This window comes from Streptomyces candidus (assembly GCF_014207445.1).
GTDB classification, from domain to species: domain Bacteria; phylum Actinomycetota; class Actinomycetes; order Streptomycetales; family Streptomycetaceae; genus Streptomyces; species Streptomyces candidus.
Window position 1 is genome coordinate 41190 of sequence record NZ_JACHEM010000018.1, and the last position, 22225, is coordinate 63414.

General features: G+C 73.4%; 23 protein-coding genes and 1 riboswitch. Of the genes, 11 read left to right on the forward strand and 12 right to left on the reverse strand.

Going from position 1 to position 22225, the window contains the following annotated elements; all coding sequences use genetic code 11:
* The first annotated feature begins 1 nt into the window (after position 1).
* Complete coding sequence (locus HNQ79_RS27980; protein ID WP_185035669.1) at positions 2 to 757, forward strand: SDR family oxidoreductase; 756 nt, start codon at positions 2 to 4, stop codon at positions 755 to 757.
* A 240-nt stretch (positions 758 to 997) separates the two neighbouring features.
* On the opposite strand, the gene amaP is transcribed toward HNQ79_RS27980, so the two are convergent.
* Genes amaP through HNQ79_RS28005 form a run of 5 tightly spaced genes read right to left on the reverse strand, consistent with a single transcriptional unit; the run spans position 998 to position 3355 of the window.
* A complete protein-coding gene (gene amaP, locus HNQ79_RS27985) occupies positions 998 to 1591 on the reverse strand; it encodes an alkaline shock response membrane anchor protein AmaP (protein ID WP_185035670.1) in 594 nt (197 codons plus the stop codon).
* 7 nt (positions 1592 to 1598) lie between these two features.
* Positions 1599 to 2225, reverse strand: a complete 627-nt coding sequence (locus HNQ79_RS27990) for a DUF6286 domain-containing protein (RefSeq protein WP_185035671.1) — start codon at positions 2223 to 2225, stop codon at positions 1599 to 1601.
* Positions 2222 to 2584, reverse strand: a complete 363-nt coding sequence (locus tag HNQ79_RS27995; protein ID WP_185035672.1) for an Asp23/Gls24 family envelope stress response protein — start codon at positions 2582 to 2584, stop codon at positions 2222 to 2224. Before HNQ79_RS27995 ends, HNQ79_RS27990 begins: the two co-directional genes overlap by 4 nt.
* Positions 2581 to 2784, reverse strand: a complete 204-nt coding sequence (locus HNQ79_RS28000; protein WP_185035673.1) for a hypothetical protein — start codon at positions 2782 to 2784, stop codon at positions 2581 to 2583. Before HNQ79_RS28000 ends, HNQ79_RS27995 begins: the two co-directional genes overlap by 4 nt.
* Before the next feature lie 43 nt (positions 2785 to 2827).
* Entirely contained in the window at positions 2828 to 3355 is a 528-nt protein-coding gene (locus tag HNQ79_RS28005) for an Asp23/Gls24 family envelope stress response protein (protein ID WP_229923735.1), read from the reverse strand.
* A 100-nt stretch (positions 3356 to 3455) separates the two neighbouring features.
* On the opposite strand from HNQ79_RS28005, the gene HNQ79_RS28010 reads away from it, so the two are divergent.
* Positions 3456 to 4193: a nucleopolyhedrovirus P10 family protein gene (locus HNQ79_RS28010; protein ID WP_229923736.1), complete on the forward strand. Its 738-nt coding sequence runs from the start codon at positions 3456 to 3458 to the stop codon at positions 4191 to 4193.
* Between the two features lie 16 nt (positions 4194 to 4209).
* Here HNQ79_RS28010 and HNQ79_RS28015 read toward each other — a convergent pair whose 3' ends face one another.
* From HNQ79_RS28015 to HNQ79_RS28030, 4 genes are all read right to left on the reverse strand, one after another.
* Positions 4210 to 5001 (reverse strand): enoyl-CoA hydratase/isomerase family protein, encoded by a 792-nt coding sequence (locus HNQ79_RS28015; RefSeq protein WP_185035674.1) that lies wholly within the window; start codon positions 4999 to 5001, stop codon positions 4210 to 4212.
* A gap of 193 nt (positions 5002 to 5194) precedes the next feature.
* Positions 5195 to 5413 carry a helix-turn-helix domain-containing protein gene (locus tag HNQ79_RS28020; protein ID WP_185035675.1) on the reverse strand — a complete coding sequence of 73 codons (219 nt, stop codon included), beginning with the start codon at positions 5411 to 5413 and terminating at the stop codon, positions 5195 to 5197.
* Positions 5414 to 5814: 401 nt separating this feature from the next.
* Positions 5815 to 7413, reverse strand: a complete 1599-nt coding sequence (locus HNQ79_RS28025; protein WP_185035676.1) for an ABC-F family ATP-binding cassette domain-containing protein — start codon at positions 7411 to 7413, stop codon at positions 5815 to 5817.
* A 103-nt stretch (positions 7414 to 7516) separates the two neighbouring features.
* Positions 7517 to 8263: a hypothetical protein gene (locus HNQ79_RS28030; protein ID WP_185035677.1), complete on the reverse strand. Its 747-nt coding sequence runs from the start codon at positions 8261 to 8263 to the stop codon at positions 7517 to 7519.
* A gap of 209 nt (positions 8264 to 8472) precedes the next feature.
* On the opposite strand from HNQ79_RS28030, the gene ypfJ reads away from it, so the two are divergent.
* Both ypfJ and HNQ79_RS28040 read left to right on the forward strand, forming a co-directional pair.
* Positions 8473 to 9363: a KPN_02809 family neutral zinc metallopeptidase gene (gene ypfJ, locus HNQ79_RS28035; RefSeq protein ID WP_185035678.1), complete on the forward strand. Its 891-nt coding sequence runs from the start codon at positions 8473 to 8475 to the stop codon at positions 9361 to 9363.
* A gap of 107 nt (positions 9364 to 9470) precedes the next feature.
* A complete protein-coding gene (locus tag HNQ79_RS28040) occupies positions 9471 to 9872 on the forward strand; it encodes a VOC family protein (RefSeq protein ID WP_185035679.1) in 402 nt (133 codons plus the stop codon).
* 29 nt (positions 9873 to 9901) lie between these two features.
* On the opposite strand, the gene HNQ79_RS28045 is transcribed toward HNQ79_RS28040, so the two are convergent.
* From HNQ79_RS28045 to HNQ79_RS28055, 3 genes are all read right to left on the reverse strand, one after another.
* Positions 9902 to 11299, reverse strand: coding sequence for a hypothetical protein (locus tag HNQ79_RS28045; protein ID WP_185035680.1), 1398 nt, complete (start codon positions 11297 to 11299; stop codon positions 9902 to 9904).
* Between the two features lie 200 nt (positions 11300 to 11499).
* Positions 11500 to 12642 (reverse strand): alpha/beta hydrolase family protein, encoded by a 1143-nt coding sequence (locus HNQ79_RS28050; protein ID WP_185035681.1) that lies wholly within the window; start codon positions 12640 to 12642, stop codon positions 11500 to 11502.
* Positions 12643 to 12732: 90 nt separating this feature from the next.
* Positions 12733 to 13419 carry a class II aldolase/adducin family protein gene (locus HNQ79_RS28055; RefSeq protein WP_229923737.1) on the reverse strand — a complete coding sequence of 229 codons (687 nt, stop codon included), beginning with the start codon at positions 13417 to 13419 and terminating at the stop codon, positions 12733 to 12735.
* 303 nt (positions 13420 to 13722) lie between these two features.
* Here HNQ79_RS28055 and HNQ79_RS28060 point away from each other — a divergent pair, with 303 nt between their 5' ends.
* The 7 genes from HNQ79_RS28060 to HNQ79_RS28090 all read left to right on the forward strand — a co-directional run bounded on the left by HNQ79_RS28060 (position 13723) and on the right by HNQ79_RS28090 (position 22218).
* Positions 13723 to 14994, forward strand: coding sequence for an inorganic phosphate transporter (locus HNQ79_RS28060; RefSeq protein WP_185035683.1), 1272 nt, complete (start codon positions 13723 to 13725; stop codon positions 14992 to 14994).
* A 12-nt stretch (positions 14995 to 15006) separates the two neighbouring features.
* The gene (locus HNQ79_RS28065; RefSeq protein WP_185035684.1) at positions 15007 to 15228 is read left to right on the forward strand and encodes a hypothetical protein; all 222 of its coding nucleotides are present in this window, start codon (positions 15007 to 15009) and stop codon (positions 15226 to 15228) included.
* A 98-nt stretch (positions 15229 to 15326) separates the two neighbouring features.
* Positions 15327 to 15474: riboswitch (cobalamin riboswitch) on the forward strand.
* Between the two features lie 35 nt (positions 15475 to 15509).
* Positions 15510 to 16550 (forward strand): cobalamin biosynthesis protein, encoded by a 1041-nt coding sequence (locus tag HNQ79_RS28070; RefSeq protein ID WP_185035685.1) that lies wholly within the window; start codon positions 15510 to 15512, stop codon positions 16548 to 16550.
* Positions 16547 to 18106: a cobyric acid synthase gene (locus HNQ79_RS28075; RefSeq protein WP_185035686.1), complete on the forward strand. Its 1560-nt coding sequence runs from the start codon at positions 16547 to 16549 to the stop codon at positions 18104 to 18106. Before HNQ79_RS28070 ends, HNQ79_RS28075 begins: the two co-directional genes overlap by 4 nt.
* A gap of 67 nt (positions 18107 to 18173) precedes the next feature.
* On the forward strand, positions 18174 to 20222 hold the full coding sequence (locus HNQ79_RS28080) for a putative cobaltochelatase (RefSeq protein ID WP_185035687.1): 2049 nt from the start codon (positions 18174 to 18176) through the stop codon (positions 20220 to 20222).
* Between the two features lie 2 nt (positions 20223 to 20224).
* Positions 20225 to 20824 carry a cob(I)yrinic acid a,c-diamide adenosyltransferase gene (cobO, locus tag HNQ79_RS28085; protein ID WP_185035688.1) on the forward strand — a complete coding sequence of 200 codons (600 nt, stop codon included), beginning with the start codon at positions 20225 to 20227 and terminating at the stop codon, positions 20822 to 20824.
* Positions 20818 to 22218, forward strand: a complete 1401-nt coding sequence (locus HNQ79_RS28090; RefSeq protein ID WP_185035689.1) for a cobyrinic acid a,c-diamide synthase CobB — start codon at positions 20818 to 20820, stop codon at positions 22216 to 22218. Before cobO ends, HNQ79_RS28090 begins: the two co-directional genes overlap by 7 nt.
* Positions 22219 to 22225: the final 7 nt, after the last annotated feature.

The following is a 22225-nucleotide window of genomic DNA, read 5'->3' on the forward strand; positions in this document are numbered from 1 at the left end:
CATGGATCTTGCACTGAAGGACCGTGTGTACGTCGTCACCGGAGCCAGCCGGGGGCTGGGCTTCGCCGCGGCGAAGGAACTGGTGGCGGACGGGGCGAAGGTCGTCCTGACGGCCCGCGACGAGAAGGCCCTGACCGACGCGGCCGGTGAACTGGGCCCGAACGCGGCGGCGTTGGCGGCGGACAACGCGGACCCGGCGACGGCCGCCCGGCTGATCGAGGAGGCACGCGGCCGGTTCGGCCGGTTCGACGGCATCCTCATCAGCGTCGGCGGGCCGCCCGCCGGCACGGTGGCCGACAGCACGGACGAGCAGTGGCGCGACGCGTTCGAGACGGTGTTCCTCGGCGCGGTGCGGCTGGCACGGACCGCGGCGGAGTCCCTCGGCGAGGGCGGGGTGATCGGCTTCGTACTGTCCGCGTCGGTGCACGAGCCCATCCCGGGGCTGACCCTCTCCAACGGTCTGCGACCGGGGCTGGCGGGGTTCGCGAAGTCGCTCGCCGCCGAGGTGGGACCGCGCGGCGTGCGCGTGGTCGGGTTGCTGCCGTCGCGGATCGACACCGACCGGGTCCGCTACCTGGACTCGCTGGCCGGGGACCCGCAGGCGGCACGCGCGGGACACGAGGCGAGCATTCCGCTGCGGCGGTACGGGACCCCCGAGGAGTTCGGCCGGACAGCGGCGTTCCTGCTGTCACCGGCGGCGTCCTACCTGACGGGCATCATGCTCCCGGTCGACGGCGGCGCCCGCCACGGCTTCTGACGTCAGCCCCCCTCGGGCGGCGGAACCCGCCTTACGTCAGCCCCGTTGGGCGGCGGAGGCGCCCTACGTCAGCCCCTCTGGGCGGCGGAGGCGCCCTACGTCAGCCCCTTTGGGCGGCGGGGCCGCCCCGGGGGCGGAACGGGCGGGCAAGGGGGCGGCCCCCACCGGAGGTGCACCCTCCCGCCCTACGCCGCCCCCTCCCCCGTACGCCACACGCTCACCCTCACCCCGCCGCTCCCCTCACCGCACCCGTCCCATCCCTCCCCGGCGGCCCCCAGCCCCCCGCACCCGCACCTCCGTAGGCAGCCTCTCCAGCCGCACCGACTCCCGTGCCCGGGCCACCGCCACCGACGCCAGGTCCGCGACCGCCTCCGCGGGGACCGCGGACGGCCGCACCGTCAGCCGGATACGGACGCGCGGCGCGGACTGGCGGCCCGTCAGCGCGACCACGGCCCGGTCGACGCCCTCCACCGCTTCCGCCTCCTCCGCGAGGACCCGTTCCAGCGCCCGCCCGCGCAACAGCACCGGACCTTCCTCGTCCGGCACCCGCAGCACCGCGAGCCTCCGCCGCCGCAGCTGTGCCAGCAGCCACCACAGGGCCAGCAGCGCGAGGACGGCGAGCGCGGCGATCACGACCGGCCACCACCACTCCTCGTCCCGCCACCGGGCCCGGTCCGCCGTGCTCAGCAGCACGTCGTCGCGGCCCGAGAAGGGCCACCAGGAGGGGACCCGGACACCGAGTCCCGCCATCAGGGCGGATCCGCCCAGCGCGAGCAGCGCCAGGCCCAGCAGTCCCAGCAACACCCTGTTCACCCGTGTCAGCACGGTCTGCACTCCCCCCTCACCCCTCTCCGCCCGTCACCCGTTCCGACCGCTCGACCCGCACCGCGAGCGCGGGCTCCCGGGCGAGACCCAGGTCCGCCGCTCCGGCACGCATCGCGTCCTCCAACTCCTCGCGTACGTCCGCGAGTTCACGGAAGTGCGAGACGGCCCGTACGGTAACCTTGGTGCGGCCGACCCGTACCCGGGCCGCCTCCACCCCGGGCACCGCCATCGCGCGGTCGCGCAGCACCAGGGCCGCGGCGCCCCGGTCGAGCCCGGCCCGGACGTCCGGATCGGTGGCGTCCGCGCGCATGGGCAGCAGGGATCGCAGACCCGGAGTCACCGCGAGCACCACCAGCCACAGACCGAGTGCGATAGCCAGGCCCGCACCGACCTGCACCCACACCTGGTCCAGCGGGCGCTCGGCCAGCTGCGACGCGATGTCGCGGCGCCAGCCCATGCCGGGCTGGCCGGCCCGTACGGCGATCACGTCGTAGAGCAGCAGGCCGGCCATACCGAGCAGCAGCGCGGAGACGAGGGCGGCCGGAACCTTCCGCGCGGACCAGAACCGCTTCCCGGACGCGGCGTCGCGCCGGCCGGACGATGTCTCGGGCTCGGCCTGGAGCGTGGGTACGTGTTCGCTCACCGCGTCCTCCTGCCGTGCGGGTCCACCCGGAGCAGCCGGTCGACCACCACCGTCACCTCGGGCACCTCCATGCCCGCCAACTCCCGCACCTTCAGCGAGACCTGGCGGCGCACCAGGGCGCACTGCGCGGCGATGTCCGAGGGGAAACCCAGTTCGAGCCCGATCCGCACCCGGGCGCGCGAGTCACGCACGGCCACCTCGGCGTGCGGCGCCGCCACGCCCGCCGGCGGTGTGTCGCCGAGCGCTTCGCTCGCCGCCCGGGCGGCGATCTTCGTGACGACCCGGTCCGCGATCTGCAGCGCACCCCGGTCGGCGGCGGGCACGGACGCGGGCGGCCGCGCCTCCACCACCGCCGTCACCGCGGCCGGGAACGGTCGTCGCGTCCGCGGTCCCGGGGCCGCAGGAGGTCACCGGGGTCGAGGTCGCCGTCCAGGTACCTGCCGACGAGGCACCCGATGAGGCCGAGCGCCGCGACGATCACGAACGCCCCGAACCCGCCGAAGTACCCGGCGAACCCGAGTGCGATGCCGACCGCAAGGCCGACCAAAGACAGACTCATCGAACCGCCCTCACTCCCGGGTCTGCACCCTCGGATCCGTGGTTCACCGCAGCCTCTGTTCCGGCTCGTCCTCGTCCTCCTCGTCGGGCAGCTTCACGTCGCCGACCGCGATGTTGACCTCGACAACCTCCAGGCCGGTCATCCGCTCGACGGCCGCGACCACGTTCTCCCGCACCGCCCGCGCCACGTCGGCGATGGAGACGCCGTACTCGACGACGATGTCCAGGTCGAGCGCGGTCTGCACCTCGCCGACCTCGGCCTTCACGCCGCGGCTCACGGACTTGGCGTTGCCGCCCGGCACCCGGTCGCGGACCGCGCCGAACGTACGGGAGAGGCCGCCGCCCATCGCGTGGACGCCGTCCACGTCACGGGCCGCGAGCCCGGCGATCTTCTCCACCACTCCGTCGGCGATGGTCGTGCGGCCACGGGTGGACGGGTCGCCGCCGCCGCGCTGGGGGGTACTGGCTCCGGACGCGGACACGCCCGGGGATACGGACAGTTCCTTCTCCGGGCCGCCGGTCCGGATGTTGCCGCGCTGCTGCTCGTTGCGCTGCTGTTCGGTGTCAGCCATCGCTGTTCATCCCTTTCCGGGGGGTACGCGGTACTGGACTCCGTTGCCACATTAAGTCCGCTTGCCCGATGTCGCGCCCGGGATGCGGCAGGCTGGCCCCATGGCATCCACAGCACCCGACGAGGGTTGGACGCAGGCGGTACGGCAGCGGCTTGGCCTGGGCAGACTGCTGCCCCTGGGCGGGCCGGGGGACGGCGTGTGGATCGCGGAGCGCGCGGCGGACCACGTACTGCGCCTCGCCGGCCGGTCGGTCGACGGCGCGGCGCTCGGGGCGCTCAGGGTGGGTCTGGCCGAGCCCGACGCGGTGCCCGCCGGCCCGGCCGTGCCGCCTCCGCCGGGTTCACTGCCGCTCGGACCGCTGTGCGTGACGGCCGAGTTCCGGGCGACGCCGCACGAACCGATCCCGTACACGGCGAAGCGGCTGCGGTCCGCGCTGTTCACGGCGGCCGAGGAGCGGCTGGGGCTGGAGGTCGTGGAGGTGGACCTGCGGGTCACGGGTCTGCTGGGCGAGGCACCGGCGAGGTCCGGCGCGGAGAAACAGCCGCCCGCTGGTCCACCCGGGCGACCGAACGGGGCTCCGGCCTCCGACGGGCCGGAAGCGCTGGCGGCCCTCGGGGTTCCCGGGGTGGCCCGACTGACCTCCGTACTGGGCACGCGACCGGTCACGCACGACACGGCACCCCCCGGTGGTCATCTCCTTGTGGAGGTGGCGGTGACCGGGGAGCGCCGTGCGCTGGAGGTGGCCCTGGAGGTCCGCGCGCGGGTCGCGGGCGCGGCTCAGGGGCGTCCGTCGGTGGCCGTGCTGATCACCGAGGTGATCACGGACGGCGTGGCCTAGGCCGGACGTCGGGGGATCAGTCGGAGAGCCCCGCGAGGTCCCGCAGCCGACGCGCCTGGGCCGCCCGCTCCGCGGTGCGCTGCTCGTCGTACGTACGGCCCGCGGCGCCTTGCAGGAGTGCCTTCGTCTCGACGACCGCGTCGCGCGGCGCGGCGAGCAGGGCGGCGGTCAGGTCCCGCACCGCGCCGTCGAGTTCGGCCGCTGGCACGACGAGGTTGGCCAGGCCCGTGCGTTCGGCCTCCGCCGCGTGGACGAAGCGGCCGGTCGCACAGATTTCGAGCGCGCGGGCGTACCCGACGAGACTCACCAGGGGGTGCGTGCCCGTCAGGTCCGGCACCAGGCCGAGGCTGGTCTCGCGCATGGCGAACTGCACGTCCTCGGCGACGACCCGCAGGTCGCAGGCGAGGGCGAGCTGGAATCCGGCGCCGATCGCATGCCCCTGCACGGCGGCAATGCTGATCAGGTCGGGACGCCGCCACCAGGTGAACGCGTCCTGGTACGCGGCGATCTCCGCGTCGAGGTCCGCATCGGAACCACGCGCGAGGTCGAGGAAGGACGGCTCACCGTCGAAGCCTTCCGGAGTGAACGCCTGCCGGTCGAGACCCGCGGAGAAGGATTTGCCCTCTCCGCGCAGCACGACCACCCGGACATCGCCGGGCAACGCCCTCCCGGCCTCCGTCAACGCCCGCCACAGAGCGGGGGATTGGGCGTTGCGCTTGGCCGGGTTGGCCAGGGTCACCGTGGCTACGGCGTCCTCGACGGTGAGTTGCACGCCGTCTTTGTCGAGTACGGGGTCGAGCGAAGCCATGGGGTGCCTCCGGGGTCGGATACGGTGCCGTCACCACTCAAGCGGACTTAAGTGACTGCACAGTAACCACCCGGCCGATCGCGGGAACGACCGGCCCCACACACTGCGACCGCGTACCCGTCCCGTGCGGGGCACGAGGTCCCGTCCGGGTCGAGCTGCACACGTAAAGCCGGTAACTCCGTACGCGCGGCCGTCAGGCGGTTGCCTTCTTGCCCCGTGTCGCTCCGCCGCGTCCGCGCAGCGTCACTCCGGATTCACTCAGCATCCGGTGGACGAATCCGTAGGAGCGGCCGGTTTCCTCGGCCAGCGCCCGGATGCTCGCACCGGAGTCGTACTTCTTCTTCAGGTCTGCCGCGAGCTTGTCGCGCGCGGCGCCGGTTACCCGGCTGCCCTTCTTAAGAGTCTCGGCCACCCGTGCCTCCTCAAGGAAGTGCGCTCTGGACTTCTCATGATCACCCCTCCCCGGCTTCCTGGCCACCCATTCGGCAAGGTCCGTACAACAAGCTTCGCCGTGGAGGAAGTGACAGCCCCACCCGGATTGGCTTATTCCGCGTGTCCTTCGCCATAGCGGAAACCGGTCACTCCCGGGAATGTCCAGGTCAGCACCGCGAAACGATCAGTGGCGCGCCGAAGACCCGCCCCGGCACGGGACGGGTCTTCGGGGCGGGTGCGCCGCGCCGCGGTACGAGACGCACTCACTCAGATTGAGGATCACGCGTAGGCCGAATGATCCAGCCGAAGTGGATCAGCGGGACCGCACTGCCAGGTACTTTGCCGCCGGACTGTGCCGGTGCCATGCGGCGGGCGGACCGGCTACGCCAGGGCCACGAGGTCCGCGTAGTCCGGTCCCCACAGGTCCTCGACGCCGTCGGGGAGAAGGATGATCCGCTCCGGCTCCAGCGCGTGGACGGCGCCCTCGTCGTGGGTGACGAGGATGACGGCGCCCTTGTACGTGCGCAGCGCGCCGAGGATCTCCTCGCGGCTGGCCGGGTCGAGGTTGTTCGTGGGCTCGTCGAGCAGCAGCACGTTCGCGGACGAGACGACGAGGGTGGCGAGCGCGAGACGGGTCTTCTCGCCGCCGGAGAGCACCCCGGCCGGCTTGTCGACGTCGTCGCCGGAGAAGAGGAACGAGCCGAGCGTCTTGCGCACCTCGACCAGGTCGAGATCGGGTGCGGAGGAGCGCATGTTCTCCAGGACGGTGCGGTCCGGGTCGAGCGTCTCGTGCTCCTGGGCGTAGTAGCCCATCTTGAGGCCGTGGCCCTCGATGACCTGGCCCGTGTCGGGCTTCTCGGCCCCGGCCAGCAGCCTCAGCAGGGTCGTCTTGCCGGCGCCGTTGAGGCCGAGGATGACCACCCGGGAGCCCTTGTCGACGGCCAGGTCGACATCGGTGAAGATCTCCAGCGAGCCGTACGACTTGGACAGGCCCTCCGCCATCAGCGGGGTCTTGCCGCAGGGAGCGGGCTCGGGGAAGCGCAGCTTGGCGACCTTGTCGGAGACCCGGACGGCGTCCAGGCCCGCGAGCATGCGGTCGGCGCGCTTGGCCATGTTCTGGGCGGCGACGGTCTTGGTGGCCTTGGCGCGCATCTTGTCGGCCTGCGCGTGGAGGACCTTGGCCGTCTTCTCGGCGTTCTGGCGCTCGCGCTTGCGGCGCTTCTCGTCGGCCTCGCGCTGCTGCTGGTAGAGCTTCCAGCCCATGTTGTAGACGTCGATGGCGGCGCGGTTGGCGTCCAGGTAGAAGACCTTGTTGACGACCGTCTCGACCAGCTCCACGTCGTGGGAGATGACGATGAAGCCGCCGCGGTAGTTCTTCAGGTAGTCGCGCAGCCAGACGATGGAGTCGGCGTCGAGGTGGTTGGTGGGCTCGTCCAGGAGCAGGGTGTCGGCGTCCGAGAAGAGGATCCGGGCCAGTTCGACGCGACGGCGCTGGCCGCCGGAGAGGGTGTGCAGCGGCTGGCCGAGCACCCGGTCGGGCAGGCCGAGGGCGGCGGCGATGGTGGCGGCCTCCGCCTCGGCGGCGTACCCGCCCTTGGTGAGGAACTCCGTCTCCAGGCGCTCGTACTTCTTCATCGCCTTCTCGCGGGTGGCGCCCTGCCCGCTGGACATCCGCTCCTCGTTCTCGCGCATCTTGCGCAGGACCGAGTCGAGGTCGCGGGCGGAGAGGATGCGGTCCTTGGCGAGGACGTCCAGGTCGCCGGTGCGCGGGTCCTGCGGGAGGTAGCCGACCTCACCGGAGGAGGTGATGGTGCCGCCGGCCGGGGTGCCCTCGCCGGCCAGGCACTTGGTGAGCGTGGTCTTGCCCGCTCCGTTGCGGCCGACGAGTCCGATGCGGTCGCCCTTGGCGATGCGGAAGGACGCGTTCTCGATGAGCATGCGGGCGCCGGCGCGCAGCTCGATGCCGGAGGCGGTGATCACGGAAGTACTCCTGTGCGGGGTGGGACGGCGGAAGGTGGGAAACGGGCGGGAGATTCTGCTTCGACGCCGCTAATGCGCAAGGAGAAGAGCCATACGACCCAGTCTAACGGGAGCTCGCAATCCCTTTTCGGGGCCCGGGGGCCGCCCCGGGCACGGGCCGGTGGAGGGCTTCGTTCCGGCGCGTGCCCGCGGATCTGTTGCCCAGCGGGAGGCGGCCCGGGGTGACGCGGCCGAGGACATCGACGGGAACGACCTGGTCGGTCCAGGCGGCGGGTTCCGTGCAGGGCTGCGCCACCAGGAGGACGCGGCTCCTGCGCACCGTACGGGCCGCCGAGAAGGCACAGCCGGACCGGGCGGGCAGCACCCAGCGGAGATCGCCGTCGGCGGTGCGGTAGGCAGCGATGTGCCGGGGGGTGACGACGGCGAGCATCTCGGCCGCGGGGTCGAGCGGCTGGAGGACGCCGGTGGCGCGGCCGTCGAAGCCGGGGATCGCGCGGTGCCAGCGGACCGGACGGCCGTCGGCCCTGGGGGTGTCGGTGACCAGTCCGTCGCTCCAGAGGGTGAAGGCGTGTCCGGACGCGGGGCGTACGTCCAGGGGGCGGCGCCCCGTACGGGTGTACGTCCACCGCACGCGCCCGGTGGCTTTCTCGTGCGCCTCGACGGCCCGGTGCCGGATGCGGACGGCGGGGGCCGGGCCGGGGGCGGTGACCGGCGCGTGGACGGTGAGCAGGTCGCCGTAGGGGGCGGGGCGGGCCTGGCGGGCGGCGGTGAGCAGGGGGACCGCGAGGGCGGCGGCCAGGACGGGGGCCAGCAGACGCGAGAGGCGGCGGCTCGGGCGGGGTCGGAGCATGGAGCGGAACGTATCGGCGCACGACCGGTGCGGGGGACGGGAGAGGGGGCGACACGGCGGGGCGGCGGGCCGGCGGTCCCCCGTTCGGCGGTGTGCTCCGGGGGCAGGAGAAGCGCGTAACGGAGTGAATGGGCTGATACTCGGCGCAGGGCGGCGGATCGCCGTCGCCGCCCGGCCGATGCAGCGCGAGCAGAGGGTGGTGTGGCCCCGTGCAGTTCGACGACGACGCCAGTCTGGACACCTCGGAGGTCCGGGACGTGCGCGGAAGCCGCATTCCCGGTGGCAGGGCCACGATCGGCGGAGGCATCGTCGGCTTCATCGCGCTGATCATGGGAGTGCTGTTCGGGGTGGGTCCGGATCAGCTGGGGCTGTCCTCCGACGAGGAGGATCCCGTCGCGGCGCCGTCCTCGCAGGCCCAGGTGCAGCAGGCCTGCCGGACCGGCCGGGACGCGAACACCAGGGACGACTGCCGGATCCTCGGCGTGGTCAACAGCGTGCAGGACTTCTGGCGGCAGGAGTTCGCGCGGCGGGACGCGACGTACGGGCCGGCGAAGACGGTGTTCTTCACCGACCGGGTCGGCACCGCGTGCGGCGCGGCCACCTCGGCCGTCGGCCCCTTCTACTGCCCCGGCGACAAGCAGGTCTACCTGGATCTGGGGTTCTTCGACGAGCTCCGGACGAAATTCGGCTCCAGCGGCGGCCCCTTCGCGCAGGCCTACGTGGTGGCGCACGAGTACGGACACCACATCCAGAACCGGATGGGGACTCTCGCCCGCTCGCAGGACGGACGGCAGGGCGCGGACAGCAACGCGGTGCGGGTGGAGCTCCAGGCGGACTGCTACGCCGGGGTGTGGGCCAAGCACGCGACCCGCACGCCGGACGACAAGACCGGCAAACCCTTGATCACGAAGCTGACCGACGAGGACATCAGGGACGGCCTCGACGCGGCGGCGGCGGTCGGCGACGACCGGATCCAGGAGAAGTTCCAGGGGCGGGTGACGCCGGAGACCTGGACGCACGGGTCGGCGGCCCAGCGGCAGCAGTGGTTCTACACGGGCTTCGAGACGGGCGACATGGCGCGCTGCAACACCTTCCGCTGAGCCCCTGCTGGCGGCGTGGGCGCTGGTCGGCGCGATTGTCGGTGCCGCCTGCAAGACTGTGTCACAGGTCACATCATGCGACGCGCACGGATCGAGGGGTGAGTGACATGACCGACGTACCGAGCATGTACCCGAGCCTGCTGTACCGGGACGCGAAAGCGGCGATCGAGCTGCTGACCGGCGCCTTCGGCTTCACGAGGGGCCCGGTGTACGAGGGCGAGGGCGGCACCGTGGAGCACGCCGAGCTGAGCTTCGGCAACGGCACGGTGATGCTGGGCAGCAAGGGCCGCGGCGGCCAGTTCGACGAGGCGATGGCGGATTCGGGCCCGTCGAGCGTGTACGTGGTGGTGCCCGACGTGGATGCCCACCACAAGCACGCCGCGGAGCGCGGGGCGGAGATCCTCATGCCGCCCACGGACCAGGACTACGGCTCGCGGGACTACATGGCCCGCGACCCGGAGGGCAACATCTGGGCCTTCGGAACGTACGTGCCGGGGGCGCATCGCTGAGCCCCCGGCAGGCGTGCGCGTACCTCGCCCTACGCCCCGCCGGTGTGCACCTGGAACGCCGCGCGGCGCACCGCCTTCGCGAGGGCGGGGTCGGGGTGGGCTGCGGCAAGCGCGACCAGTACCTGCACGGTGCGCGGGTGGCCTACGGCACGCACCTCGTCGAGCAGGGCGGGCACGGTGCCCTGGACCGCCGATTCGAGGTGCCGGACCAGCAGTTCGCTCTCGCCGTGGTCGGCGACGGCCGCGGCGGTGTCCACCCACAGCCAGGTGGACTCCTCGCGGGTGAGCAGGTCGTGGGCGTCCTCGGGGTCGACTCCCTCGTGCTCGGCGAGCCACAGCAGGGCGTACGGGCGCAGCGCCTGCTCGTCTGCGGCGGCGCGCACCTCGGCCTCGGCGGGCGCGCCCACCACCCGCAGCGCCTCGAAGGCGAGACCGCGCAGCAGGGCGTCCTCGCCGCGGGCCACTTCGAGGAGTTCGAGGACCGCGCTGCCCACGGTGCGGGCGGCCAGCCAGGCGCGGTACTCGGCACGGGCCGGGCCCGGGGTGAGCCGGGCGCAGCCGCTGAGCATGGCGTCGGCGGACTGCTCGATGTTCCCGGCGGGGCTCTGCGCGGCCACGCAGATCTGCTCCAGCTTGACCCAGACCGCCCAGCTGCCGAGCGGGGTCAGGGTGGCCTGGCCCTCGCCGAGGGTCAGGGCGCCGACGGAGGCGAGGCCTTCCAGGGCCCAGTCGAGGAGGGAGGACAGCGGTGCGGGCGCGGAGTGCGCGGCGGACTGGGCGGGGATGCCGTGCAGGTGCGGCGGCACCTCGCAGCGCTCCTCGTGCAGCTCGGCGACGCGCTGCTGGAGCAGGTCGAGCAGCGCCGGTACGAGGACGGGCCCGGCCGAGAGCTGAAGGAGGGAGAGCACCTGGGGGACGGACTCCACGACCTCCGCGACGGTGACCGGGGTGATGCCCTCGGGCGCCGGGTGGACGATCGACCAGGCGTCGAACAGGGCGACCCAGCCGCGCAGTACGGCGGCGTCGTCACGGTCCCAGGCGCGCAGCCGCCAGCCGGGGCGGGCGCTGGCGCCGTGGATCTCGACGAGTCCGGCGAGCCGGGCCCGGTCCCATCCCGCGCGGACCTTGGCCTCGGTGAGACGCAGGGCCTCGGCGGCACGTTCGGCGGAGGCGGCGGAGAGTGTGCCGGCCTGGCCGGGCCGCGGGGCGGCGCCACGGGCCCGCTCAGTGTCGGCCCAGCGGGCGATGCGGGCGGCGTCCGCGAGCACCTCCCGGGCGTGACGGGCCAGTTCCGCCTGGGCGGGGGTCCCCTCTGGGGGGCGGGGTGCCGGGCGGGTACGCCGGTTCGACACGGCCCGTCGGGCTGTGGCGAGGGGTCGCGGGCGGACAAGTCGGAGTCTGGAGTCGCGCGGTGTACGGGACGTCACGTGCAGCAGTGTCTCCGCTGACTGCCCGAAAGCCCAAACGGAATGTCGCGCACCGCCCACGGAGCGGCGTCGGATCTGCTACGAGGCGCCTGTCCGGACGGGGCCGGCCGGTGCGCGACCGGCTGCGGGGCCTGCGCCCCGGCGGCGCGGACGGCCGCGCGGGGCACGCGTCCCGGTTGCCCCGCCCCTGCCCGGGGCCGCTACATGAGAGGGGTGAGGAACCGCCGTAGTACCTCTTCGTAGCCGGCCGGGTCGGCGTTCCACATCGCCGCATGGGCGGCATCCGGAACGGTGTGCAGGGTGACCAGGCCGGGCCGGGCGTGCGCGAGCGCGCGGGACGGCCCCCAGGGGGCTACGGTGTCGGCCGGCCCGTGAAAGATCAGCGTCGGGACGCGCAGCCCGTCGGGGTCGGCCGCCGCGCTCAGCCGGTCGCCGTGCGGTCCGGTGCTGCCCTGCGCGGCGCGCACCACGAGCGGCAGCAGAGCGCCGGGGGTGCGCCGGGCCCGGGCCAGGGCGCGCACGGTGGCCTCCCAGTCGAGCACCGGGGAGTCGAGGACGAGCCCGCTCACGAGGTGGCGGACGGAGGAGGACGTCGCCGCGCGCAGCGCCATCGCGGCGCCGGTGGACCAGCCGTACAGGATGACCCGGTCGGCGCCGTGGCGCACCGCGTGCCGGATCGCGGCGTCCAGGTCGCGCCACTCCGAGTCGCCGAGGTGGCCGAGGCCGTCGGGCGAACGGGGTGCGCCCGCGTCGCCCCGGTAGGCGAGGTCGAGCACGGGCATGCGGTGGCGGTGCAGAAACGCCAGGACGTTGAGCGGGTGCTCGCGGGTCGCGTCGAGGCCGTGCACGGTGATCACCCAGGTGGCGCGGGATCCGGGTACGAACCAGGCGGGCAGCGCCCCGAGTTCCCCCATGACGTCCGTGTGCTCGAAGTCGAGGCCGAGCGCGCTGCCCGGATCGCCGGTGTGGACGTACGGGGTGAGCCGGACCTTCGTCCCCGGTTCGAGGGAGCCGAGGGTGACGCGCTTCAGGCGGCGTACGACCGTGTCGGCCTCGTGCGGGACCTCTTCAAGGACCGGGCCGACGACGGCGTGGACGCGTTCGCCGTCCGCTCCGGTGCCCTCCAGTCCGTACACGCCGGACTGGAGCGTGGTCAGGTCCCGGGTCAGGGTGATCCGGCCGGGCGCCGTGGAGTGCACGGTGACGCCGGGGTCGCCGGGCGGGGGCCGTCGGGGCGAGGCCTTGAGGGCCGCGGCGCCGGCGTACCGGGCGGCGGCGACCGTGGCGGCGCCGATGCCGATGAGGGTGGTGACGGCCGCTGCCGTCGCTTTAGCCGGGTGCACCGCTCCAGTGTCCGCACGGCGGGACGGAACTGCCAGTGGGCGCGGCCGGTGGAGGCCGATCCCGCTTTCCGGGACCGGCCTGCCGGGAGGTCAGCCGCGCTGTCCGTAGCCGCGCAGCTGTTCCTTCACGGCGTCGAGCTGGGGGCCCGAGAGCAGGGTCGGGGAGTGCTCGGGGACGGAAGAGGCGGTGAGCCACAGGCGGCACATCCACTCCAGCTGGGCGGTGCGGTCGTAGGCCTGGTCGAGGGTGTCGCCGTAGGTGAGGGCGCCGTGGTTGGCCATCAGGCATCCACTGCGGTCCCGCAGCGCGTGCACCACGTTCTGCGCCAGTTCCTCCGTTCCGTACGTGGCGTAGGGGGCGGTGCGGACCGGGCCTCCCATGGCGGCGGCCATGTAGTGGATGAGCGGGAGCCGGTCGACGAGGGCGGAGACGGCGGCGGCGTGCACGGCGTGGGTGTGCACGATCGCGCGTGCGTCGGTGGCCCGGTAGACGGCGAGGTGCAGGGGCAGTTCGCTGGTCGGTGCGAGGGCGCCGAGCACCGGGCGGCCGTCGAGGTCGACGCCCACGGCGTCGTCCGGGCCGAGCCGGTCGTAGGGGACGCCGCTCGGGGTGAGCAGGACGAGGTCGCCGAGGCGGACGGAGACGTTGCCGGAGGTGCCGACGACCAGGCCGTCCGCCACCGATCTGCGGGCGGTGGCCAGCAGTTCCCGCCAGGCACGGGACACCTCGGCGGCCCCGCCCGTCCCGTCCGTCACAGCCGTCGCCTCGTTTGTCATGGGCGGCATCCTGCCAGCCGGGGCGCCGGTACGGCAGCGCCGTACGGAAGGTGCGGGGAGGGCGGACGGCGGCCGGGGCCACTTCGGGGTGACGAGGATCTCCTCGACGGGTCGCTCGGGCGGTTGAGCGGCCCCGCGCGCTGTTGACGCGCCGGTCATCCCTTACGGCGCCGCTGTTCCGGTGGAAAGCGGAACGGAGGGAGGGCGTTTCGGGTCACCGCAGCGCCCTGCCCAGTTCATCTTCCGTTCACTCAGGTTGCCTACGTTCAACGGGCCACTGACCTCAAACGATTGCCTGGGTAAATGGAACACATCACGCTCCTTCTCGGAATCGTGATCGTGACCGCTCTCGTGTTCGACTTCACGAACGGTTTCCACGACACTGCCAACGCGATGGCCACCACCATCTCGACCGGCGCACTCAAGCCCAAGACGGCGGTGGCCATGTCCGCCGTGCTGAACCTCGTAGGTGCGTTCCTCTCCGTCGAAGTCGCCAAGACGATTTCCGGTGGGCTCATCAACGAGAGCGGCATCACGACGGAAGTGATCTTCGCGGCGCTCGTCGGCGCGATCCTGTGGAACCTGCTGACCTGGCTGATCGGCCTGCCGTCCAGCTCCTCCCACGCACTCTTCGGCGGCCTCATCGGCGCCACCCTGATGTCGGTCGGCGCTTCCGGCGTCAACGGCAGCGTCGTCATCACCAAGGTGCTGCTGCCCGCCATCGCCGCCCCGATCGTCGCGGGCATCGCCGCGTACCTCGCCACGAAGCTCACCTTCAAGCTGGCGAGCAAGACCGACGAGAAGGCCACCGCCAAGGGGTACCGGGCGGGCCAGATCGCCTCCGCCGGTCTCGTCTCGCTCGCGCACGGCACCAACGACGCGCAGAAGACGATGGGTGTCATCACCCTCGCCCTGGTCACCGGCAACGTCCTGGTCCCCGGCTCCAACCCGCCCATGTGGGTCATCGTCTCGGCCGGTGTCGCCATCGCGCTCGGCACCTACCTCGGCGGCTGGCGCATCATCCGCACCATGGGCAAGGGCCTCACCGACCTCCGGCCGCCGCAGGGCTTCGCCTCCCAGACCAGCGCCGCGACGGTGATCCTTGCCTCCTCGCACCTCGGTTTCTCCCTCTCCACCACCCAGGTCTGCTCCGGTTCCGTGATGGGCGCCGGCCTCGGCCCCAAGGGCGGCGTGGTCCGCTGGTCGACCGCCACCCGGATGTTCGTCGCCTGGGGTCTGACCCTCCCGGCCGCCGGTGCGATCGCCGCCGCCGCCGAGTTCCTCACCGGTCAGGGCACCTGGGGCGTCACCGCCGTGGCGATCCTGCTGGTCGTCGGGTCGGCCGTGATCTGGCTGCTGTCGCGCCGCAAGCCGGTCGACCACACCAACGTCACCGCCGACGACCTGGACGCACCGGCCGGCGAGAACGCCGGAGTCGTCTCCGCGGCCGTCGCCTCGGTCTCCCCGCCCCCGGCGGGCGTGCTCCCGCACGAGGCCACGCACATGGTCACCGGTGACATAAAGGCCACCCTCCACTCCCCCACCGAGGCGTCCCGCCCGGCCGCCTCGGTCTAAGGAAGCGCACACATGAACATTGACTGGGCAGCTCTGGGCACCGTCTTCGGCGTCAGCCTCGTGGCCACCGTGGGTCTGGTGGGTCTGTTCACCCTCGGCATCGTCGGTCTCTCCAAGCAGACCGCGGCCGCCGCGTCCGGCGGTTCCGCGACCGCGGCCCGCACCGGCGCGTACGCCTGCTTCGCGCTGTGCGCGGCGGCCGTGGCGTACGGGATCTATCTGATCGTCGCCTGACACCCGTTCCCCCGAACCGCCCCGCGCTCCCGTGCGCGGGGCGGTTCTGCGTGCTCTCCCGGGTTCCCGCCCGTCGCAGGTCAACCCCAGGTTGACGGGCGTTCGCGGGGCGTGGTGGACTGCCGGAGCCAATACGGCGGCATGGAGAGGAAGCCGGTGCGAATCCGGCGCGGTCCCGCCACTGTCACCGGGCGGCTCGCACGAGCCGTACGGAAGCCAGGAACTCCCAGCCGCTCGTCACGTCGAACCAGGGCGCGGACCCTGAGTGAGGACACACAGCCATGCCCGGCTGCGGAACCCGCAGTTCAGCCGTCCCCTGCCCGGTTTCCGGCACGGGAGGCACCCCTGCCGTCGCCGACGCCCGCCTCTTCGCGTACGGCGCCGCCGCCGGAATGCTCGCGGACCTCCTGTTCGGTGATCCGCGCCGCGGGCACCCGGTCGCCGCCTTCGGCCGTGCCGCGGGCGCCGTGGAGCGCGTGCTGTGGCACGACCGGCGGGCGTGGGGCGCACTGCACACCCTGGTGTGCGCCGGCGGGGCCGCCGGCGCGGCGGCCGTCGCCGCACGGGCCGTACGACGCTCTCCCGCCGCTTCCCTCGCGCTGACCGCCGCGGTGACGTGGTCCGTCGTGGGCGGTACCTCGCTGGGGCGCGAGGCACGGGCGATCGGCGGGGCCCTCGCGGCGGGCGACCTGGAGACCGCGCGCGAGCGCCTGCCCCACCTGTGCGGACGTGACCCGCACAGCCTGGACGGGCAGCAGATGGCGCGGGCGGTGGTGGAGTCCGTCGCCGAGAACACGTCGGACGCGGTGGTCGGCGCACTGGTCTGGGGCGCGCTCGGCGGCGTCCCCGGCCTGGTCGCGTTCCGGGCCGTGAACACGCTGGACGCGATGGTCGGGCACAAGTCGGCGCGGTACCGCCGGTACGGCTGGGCCTCGGCCCGGCTCGACGACGTGGCCGGCTGGCCGGGCGCACGGCTGACGGCAGCCCTCGCGGTACTCGCCGGGGACGACACGCGCGGTGCCGTACGGGCCTGGCGCGCCGACGCCGCCGCGCACCCGAGCCCCAACGCGGGCCCGGTCGAGGCGTCGTTCGCGGGGGCGCTGGGTGTACGGCTGGGCGGGACGCTGTCGTACGCGGGCCGGGTCGAGCACCGGGCGGTGCTCAACGGGGTGGCCGGCCGCCCCGTCGGCGTGCCGGACATCGAGCGTGCGGTGCGGCTGTCGCGCCGGGTGGGTGTGCTGGCGCTGGCCGTGTGCGCGGCCGGGCGGCTGGCGGTTTCGTACGTGCGGGCCGGACACGGGGACAAGGGGCACAGCGCATGAGCGGCGGCGGACTGCTGGTCGCGGGGACCACCTCGGACGCGGGCAAGAGCGTCGTCACGGCGGGGATCTGCCGGTGGCTGGTGCGGCAGGGCGTGAAGGTCGCCCCGTTCAAGGCGCAGAACATGTCGCTGAACTCGTTCGTGACGCGCGAGGGCGCGGAGATCGGGCGCGCACAGGCCATGCAGGCGCAGGCGGCGCGCGTCGAGCCGACCGCGCTGATGAACCCCGTACTGCTGAAGCCGGGCAGCGACCGCTCCAGCCAGGTGGTGCTGCTGGGCAAGCCGGTGGGCGAGATGAGCGCGCGCGGCTTCTTCGGGACGGCGGGCGGCAGGAAGTACGGCGAGGGCGTGCAGGGCGGGCACCGGGAGGCGCTGCTCGGCACGGTGACCGAGTGCCTGGCCGAGCTGAGGAGCCAGTACGACGCGGTGATCTGCGAGGGGGCCGGCAGCCCGGCGGAGATCAACCTGCGGCGCACCGACATCGTGAACATGGGCATCGCACGCGCCGCCGACTTCCCCGTGGTGGTGGTCGGGGACATCGACCGGGGCGGCGTCTTCGCGTCGTTCTTCGGCACGACGGCGCTGCTGGCCGAGGAGGACCAGCGGCTGATCGCCGGGTATCTGGTGAACAAGTTCCGGGGCGACGTGTCGTTGCTGGAACCGGGCCTGCGGATGCTGGAGGACCTCACCGGGCGCAGGACCTACGGCGTGCTGCCGTACGCGCACGGCCTCGGCATCGACGAGGAGGACGGCCTGCGGGTGTCGATGCGCGGTGCGGTACGGGAGTCGGTGGTCGCGCCTCCGGTCGGCCAGGACGTGCTGCGGGTGGCGGTGTGCGCGGTGCCGCTGATGTCCAACTTCACCGATGTCGACGCGCTGGCGGCCGAGCCGGGCGTGGTGGTGCGGTTCGTGGACCGGCCGGAGGAGCTGGCGGACGCGGACCTGGTGGTCGTGCCGGGGACCCGGGGCACGGTGCGCGCGCTGGAGTGGCTGCACGAGCGGGGGCTGGCGGCCGCGCTGCGGCGGCGGGCGGCCGAGGGGCGGCCGGTGCTGGGGATCTGCGGAGGGTTCCAGGTGCTCGGGGAGCGCATCGAGGACGAGGTGGAATCCCGGGCGGGCGTGGTGGACGGGCTGGGACTGCTGCCCGTGCGGGTGCGGTTCGCGCGGGAGAAGACCCTGGCGCGGCCGGTGGGCGAAGCACTGGGCGAGCCCGTGGCGGGTTACGAGATCCATCACGGCGTCGCCGAGGTCCTGGGCGGGGAAGCCTTTCTGGACGGCTGCCGGGCCGGCTCGGTGTGGGGCACGCACTGGCACGGGTCGCTGGAGAGCGACGCGTTCCGGCGCGCCTTCCTGCGCGAGGTCGCTACGGCGGCGGGTCGGCGGTTCGTGCCGGCGCCGGACACGAGTTTCGAGGCGCTGCGGGAGGAACAGCTCGACACGCTGGGGGACTTGATCGAGGAGCACGCGGACACGGACGGGCTGTGGCGGCTGATCGAGTCGGGTGCCCCCGGCGGGCTGCCGTTCGTACCGCCGGGGGCACCGGAGGTACACGGATGAGAAGTGCCGTATGCGCGACAGCGGTTGCGGCTGTGACAGCTGTGCCAGGAACCACTATGGAGGCCGCATGAGTACGCCCTATCCCTTCACCGCGCTCGTCGGACAGGACGACCTGAGGCTCGCCCTGCTGCTCAACGCCGTGTCCCCGGCGGTCGGCGGGGTGCTGGTGCGGGGTGAGAAGGGGACCGCGAAGTCCACCGCCGTGCGTGCGCTGGCGGCACTGATGCCGCAGGTGACGGTGGTCGCGGGATGCCGGTTCTCCTGTGACCCGGCGACTCCCGACCCGGCGTGTCCCGACGGGCCGCATCCGGGTGGCGACGGCGTGTCGCGGAACGCCCGGACGGTGGAGCTGCCGGTCGGCGCCTCCGAGGACCGGCTGGTGGGCGCGCTGGACATCGAGCGGGCGCTCAGCGAGGGGGTGAAGGCGTTCGAGCCGGGGCTGCTGGCGGACGCGCACCGCGGGATTCTGTACGTGGACGAGGTCAATCTCCTCCATGACCACCTGGTGGACCTCCTCCTGGACGCCGCCGCCATGGGCGCCTCCTACGTCGAGCGCGAGGGGGTGTCCGTGCGGCACGCCGCGCGGTTCCTGCTCGTCGGGACGATGAACCCCGAAGAGGGCGAGCTGCGCCCCCAGTTGCTCGACCGGTTCGGGCTGACCGTGGAGGTGGCCGCCTCCCGGGACACCGATCTGCGGGTGGAGGTCGTACGCCGTCGGCTCGCCTACGACGACGACCCGGCGGGATTCGCCGCGAAGTGGGCCGGGGAGGAGGCCGACCTCAGGGAGCGGATCGTCGCGGCGCGGGCACTGCTGCCGCACGTGCGTCTCGGTGACGACGCGCTCCGGCAGATCGCCGCGACCTGTGCCGCGTTCGAGGTCGACGGCATGCGCGCGGACATCGTGATGGCCCGTACCGCGACCGCGCTGGCCGCGTGGGCCGGGCGTGAGGACGTACAGGAGGAGGACGTACGGCAGGCCGCCCTCCTCGCCCTCCCCCACCGCAGGCGGCGCAACCCCTTCGACGCGCCGGGCCTCGACGAGGACAAGCTCGACGACACGCTGGAGCAGAACAGCCCTCCGCGGAACGAGGACGAAGGCGGCGGGGACGACGATCCCGATCCGGGCCCGGACGGGCCCGGTGGCGGCATTCCGCCGCAGAGCGACGGCGGCGGACCCGACGCGCCCGAGCGCGCCGGGTCGGAGCAGGGCGACTCGCCCGAGCCGCCGGCCGAGCAGCCGGAGCAGCAGAGCGCCCCGGCCGGCCGGGGCGCCGGCGAGCAGCCCGCAGCCCGGGCCGCCGAGCCGTTCCGTACGAAGATGCTGAGCGTGCCGGGTCTCGGCGACGGGGCGGCGGGACGCAGGTCCCGTGCGCGCACCGAGCACGGCCGTACGACGGGGGCCGTGCGTCCCCGGGGTGCGCTCACCAAGCTGCACCTGGCCGCCACCGTGCAGGCCGCCGCCCCGCACCAGCAGGCGCGCGGGCGCACCGGGCGCGGGCTGGTCGTGCGCCGCGACGACCTGCGGCAGGCGACGCGCGAGGGGCGCGAGGGGAACCTGGTGCTGTTCGTGGTGGACGCCTCGGGGTCGATGGCGGCCCGGCAGCGGATGAGCGCCGTGAAGGGTGCGGTGCTCTCGCTGCTGCTGGACGCCTACCAGCGGCGGGACAAGGTCGGCCTCGTCACCTTCCGGGGCAAGGACGCGGAGGTCGTCCTGCCGCCGACGTCGTCGGTGGACGCCGCCGCCGCACGTCTGGAGCTGCTGCCGACGGGCGGGCGTACACCGCTGGCGGCCGGGCTGCTCAAGGCGCACGACGTCCTGCGGGTGGAGCGGCTGCGCGATCCGTCGCGCCGTCCGCTGCTGGTCGTGGTGACGGACGGGCGGGCCACCGGGGGCCCGGAGCCCGTGGCGCTGGCGGGCCGGGCGGCGCGGCTGCACGAGGCGGAGGGCGTCGCCTCGGTGGTGGTGGACTGCGAGTCGGGAATGGTGCGGCTGGGTCTGGCGGCCGAGCTGGCACGGGAGTTGGGCGGCACCGCCGTCACGCTGGACGAGCTGCGCGCGGACTCCATCGCCGGGCTGGTCAAGGACGTACAGGGCACTTCGAGGAAGGCTGCATAACGATGCCGCAGGGACAGCCGGAGAACGTACCGAACGACGGGCTCACCACCCGCCAGCGCCGCAACCGGCCGCTGCTGATGGTGCACACGGGCGTCGGCAAGGGGAAGTCGACGGCCGCGTTCGGCATGGCGCTGCGGGCCTGGAACCAGGGCTGGCCGATCGGGGTGTTCCAGTTCGTGAAGTCGGCGAAGTGGAAGGTCGGCGAGGAGAACGCGCTGAAGGCCCTCGGCGCTACGGGCGAGGGCGGGAGCGTCGCCTGGCACAAGATGGGCGAGGGCTGGTCCTGGGTCCAGCGCGACGATCAGGCCGACAACGAGGACAAGGCGCGGGAGGGCTGGGAGCAGGTCAAGCGGGACCTTGCCGCCGAGACGTACAGGTTCTATGTGCTGGACGAGTTCGCCTACCCGCTCCACTGGGGGTGGATCGACGTCGAGGAGGTCGTGCGGGTGCTGCGCGACCGGCCGGGCACGCAGCACGTGGTGATCACGGGGCGCAATGCTCCGCAGGCGCTGCTGGACGCGGCCGACCTGGTCACCGACATGTCGAAGGTGAAACACCCGATGGACGCGGGTCAGAAGGGCCAGCGGGGCATCGAGTGGTAGCACGCATCGTGGTGGCCGCCCCGTCGTCGGGGAGCGGGAAGACCACCGTCGCGACGGGGCTGATGGCTGCCTTCTCCCAGCGGGGGCTTGCCGTGTCGCCGCACAAGGTGGGGCCGGACTACATCGACCCCGGCTATCACGCACTGGCCACCGGCCGGCCCGGACGCAACCTGGACGCGTACCTGTGCGGGCCCCAGCAGATCGCCCCGCTGTTCACGCACGGCGCCGCCGGGTGCGACCTGGCGGTCGTCGAGGGCGTGATGGGCCTGTACGACGGGGCCGCCGGGCAGGGCGAACTCGCCTCCACCGCACAGGTGTCGAAGCTGCTGCGCGCCCCGGTGGTGCTGGTGGTGGACGGCTCGTCGCAGTCGCGGTCGGTGGCGGCGCTGGTGCACGGCTTCGCGTCGTGGGATCCCGAGGTGCGGATCGGCGGCGTCATCCTGAACAAGGTGGGCTCCGACCGGCACGAGGAACTGCTGCGGGAGGCCCTCGACGGGTCGGGTGTTCCGGTGCTCGGCGTGCTGCGCCGCGCCCGGCAGGTCCGGACGCCCTCGCGTCATCTGGGCCTGGTGCCGGTGGCCGAGCGGCAGGCCGAAGCCGTCGAGTCGGTGGCCGCTCTCGCGGAGCAGGTACGGGCCGGGGTCGACCTGGAGGCCGTGCTGGCACTGGCCCGGAGCGCCCCGGAGCTGGGCGCGGAGGCGTGGCGCCCGGAGGTGGGGGACATGACGGGTTCGCGGGAGGCCGGCGAAGGGGGCGCGGAGGACGGCGGTGGGGAGCGCGCCGTGCGCACCCGGCCCGTCGTCGCCGTCGCCGCGGGGGCGGCGTTCACCTTCTCCTACGCCGAGCACACGGAACTCCTCGCCGCCGCCGGGGCCGACGTCGTCTCGTTCGACCCGCTCAGGGACGAGCAACTGCCTCCCCACACGCGGGGGTTGGTGATCGGGGGCGGGTTCCCCGAGGTGTACGCGCCGGAGCTGTCGGCGAACGAGCCGCTGCGCAAGGCCGTCTCCGAACTGGCCGCGGCCGGGGCGCCGGTGGCCGCCGAGTGCGCCGGACTGCTCTACCTGGCAGGGTCGTTGGACGGGCGGCCGATGTGCGGCGTGCTGGACGCCGAGGCGCGGATGTCGGAGAAGCTGACACTCGGATACCGGGAGGCGGTCGCCGTCGGGGACAGTGCGCTGGCCGCCGCGGGGACCCGGCTGCGCGGGCACGAGTTCCACCGGACGGCCGTCGAGCCGGGTGCCGGAACGGCGCCGGCGTGGGGGTTCACGCATCCGCAGCGGCGTGTCGAAGGTTTCGTACAGGGCGGGGTGCACGCCAGTTATCTGCATACGCACTGGGCGGCGGCACCGGAGATGGCGTACCGGTTCGTGCAGCGGTGTGCCGCGCCGTGAGCCCTCG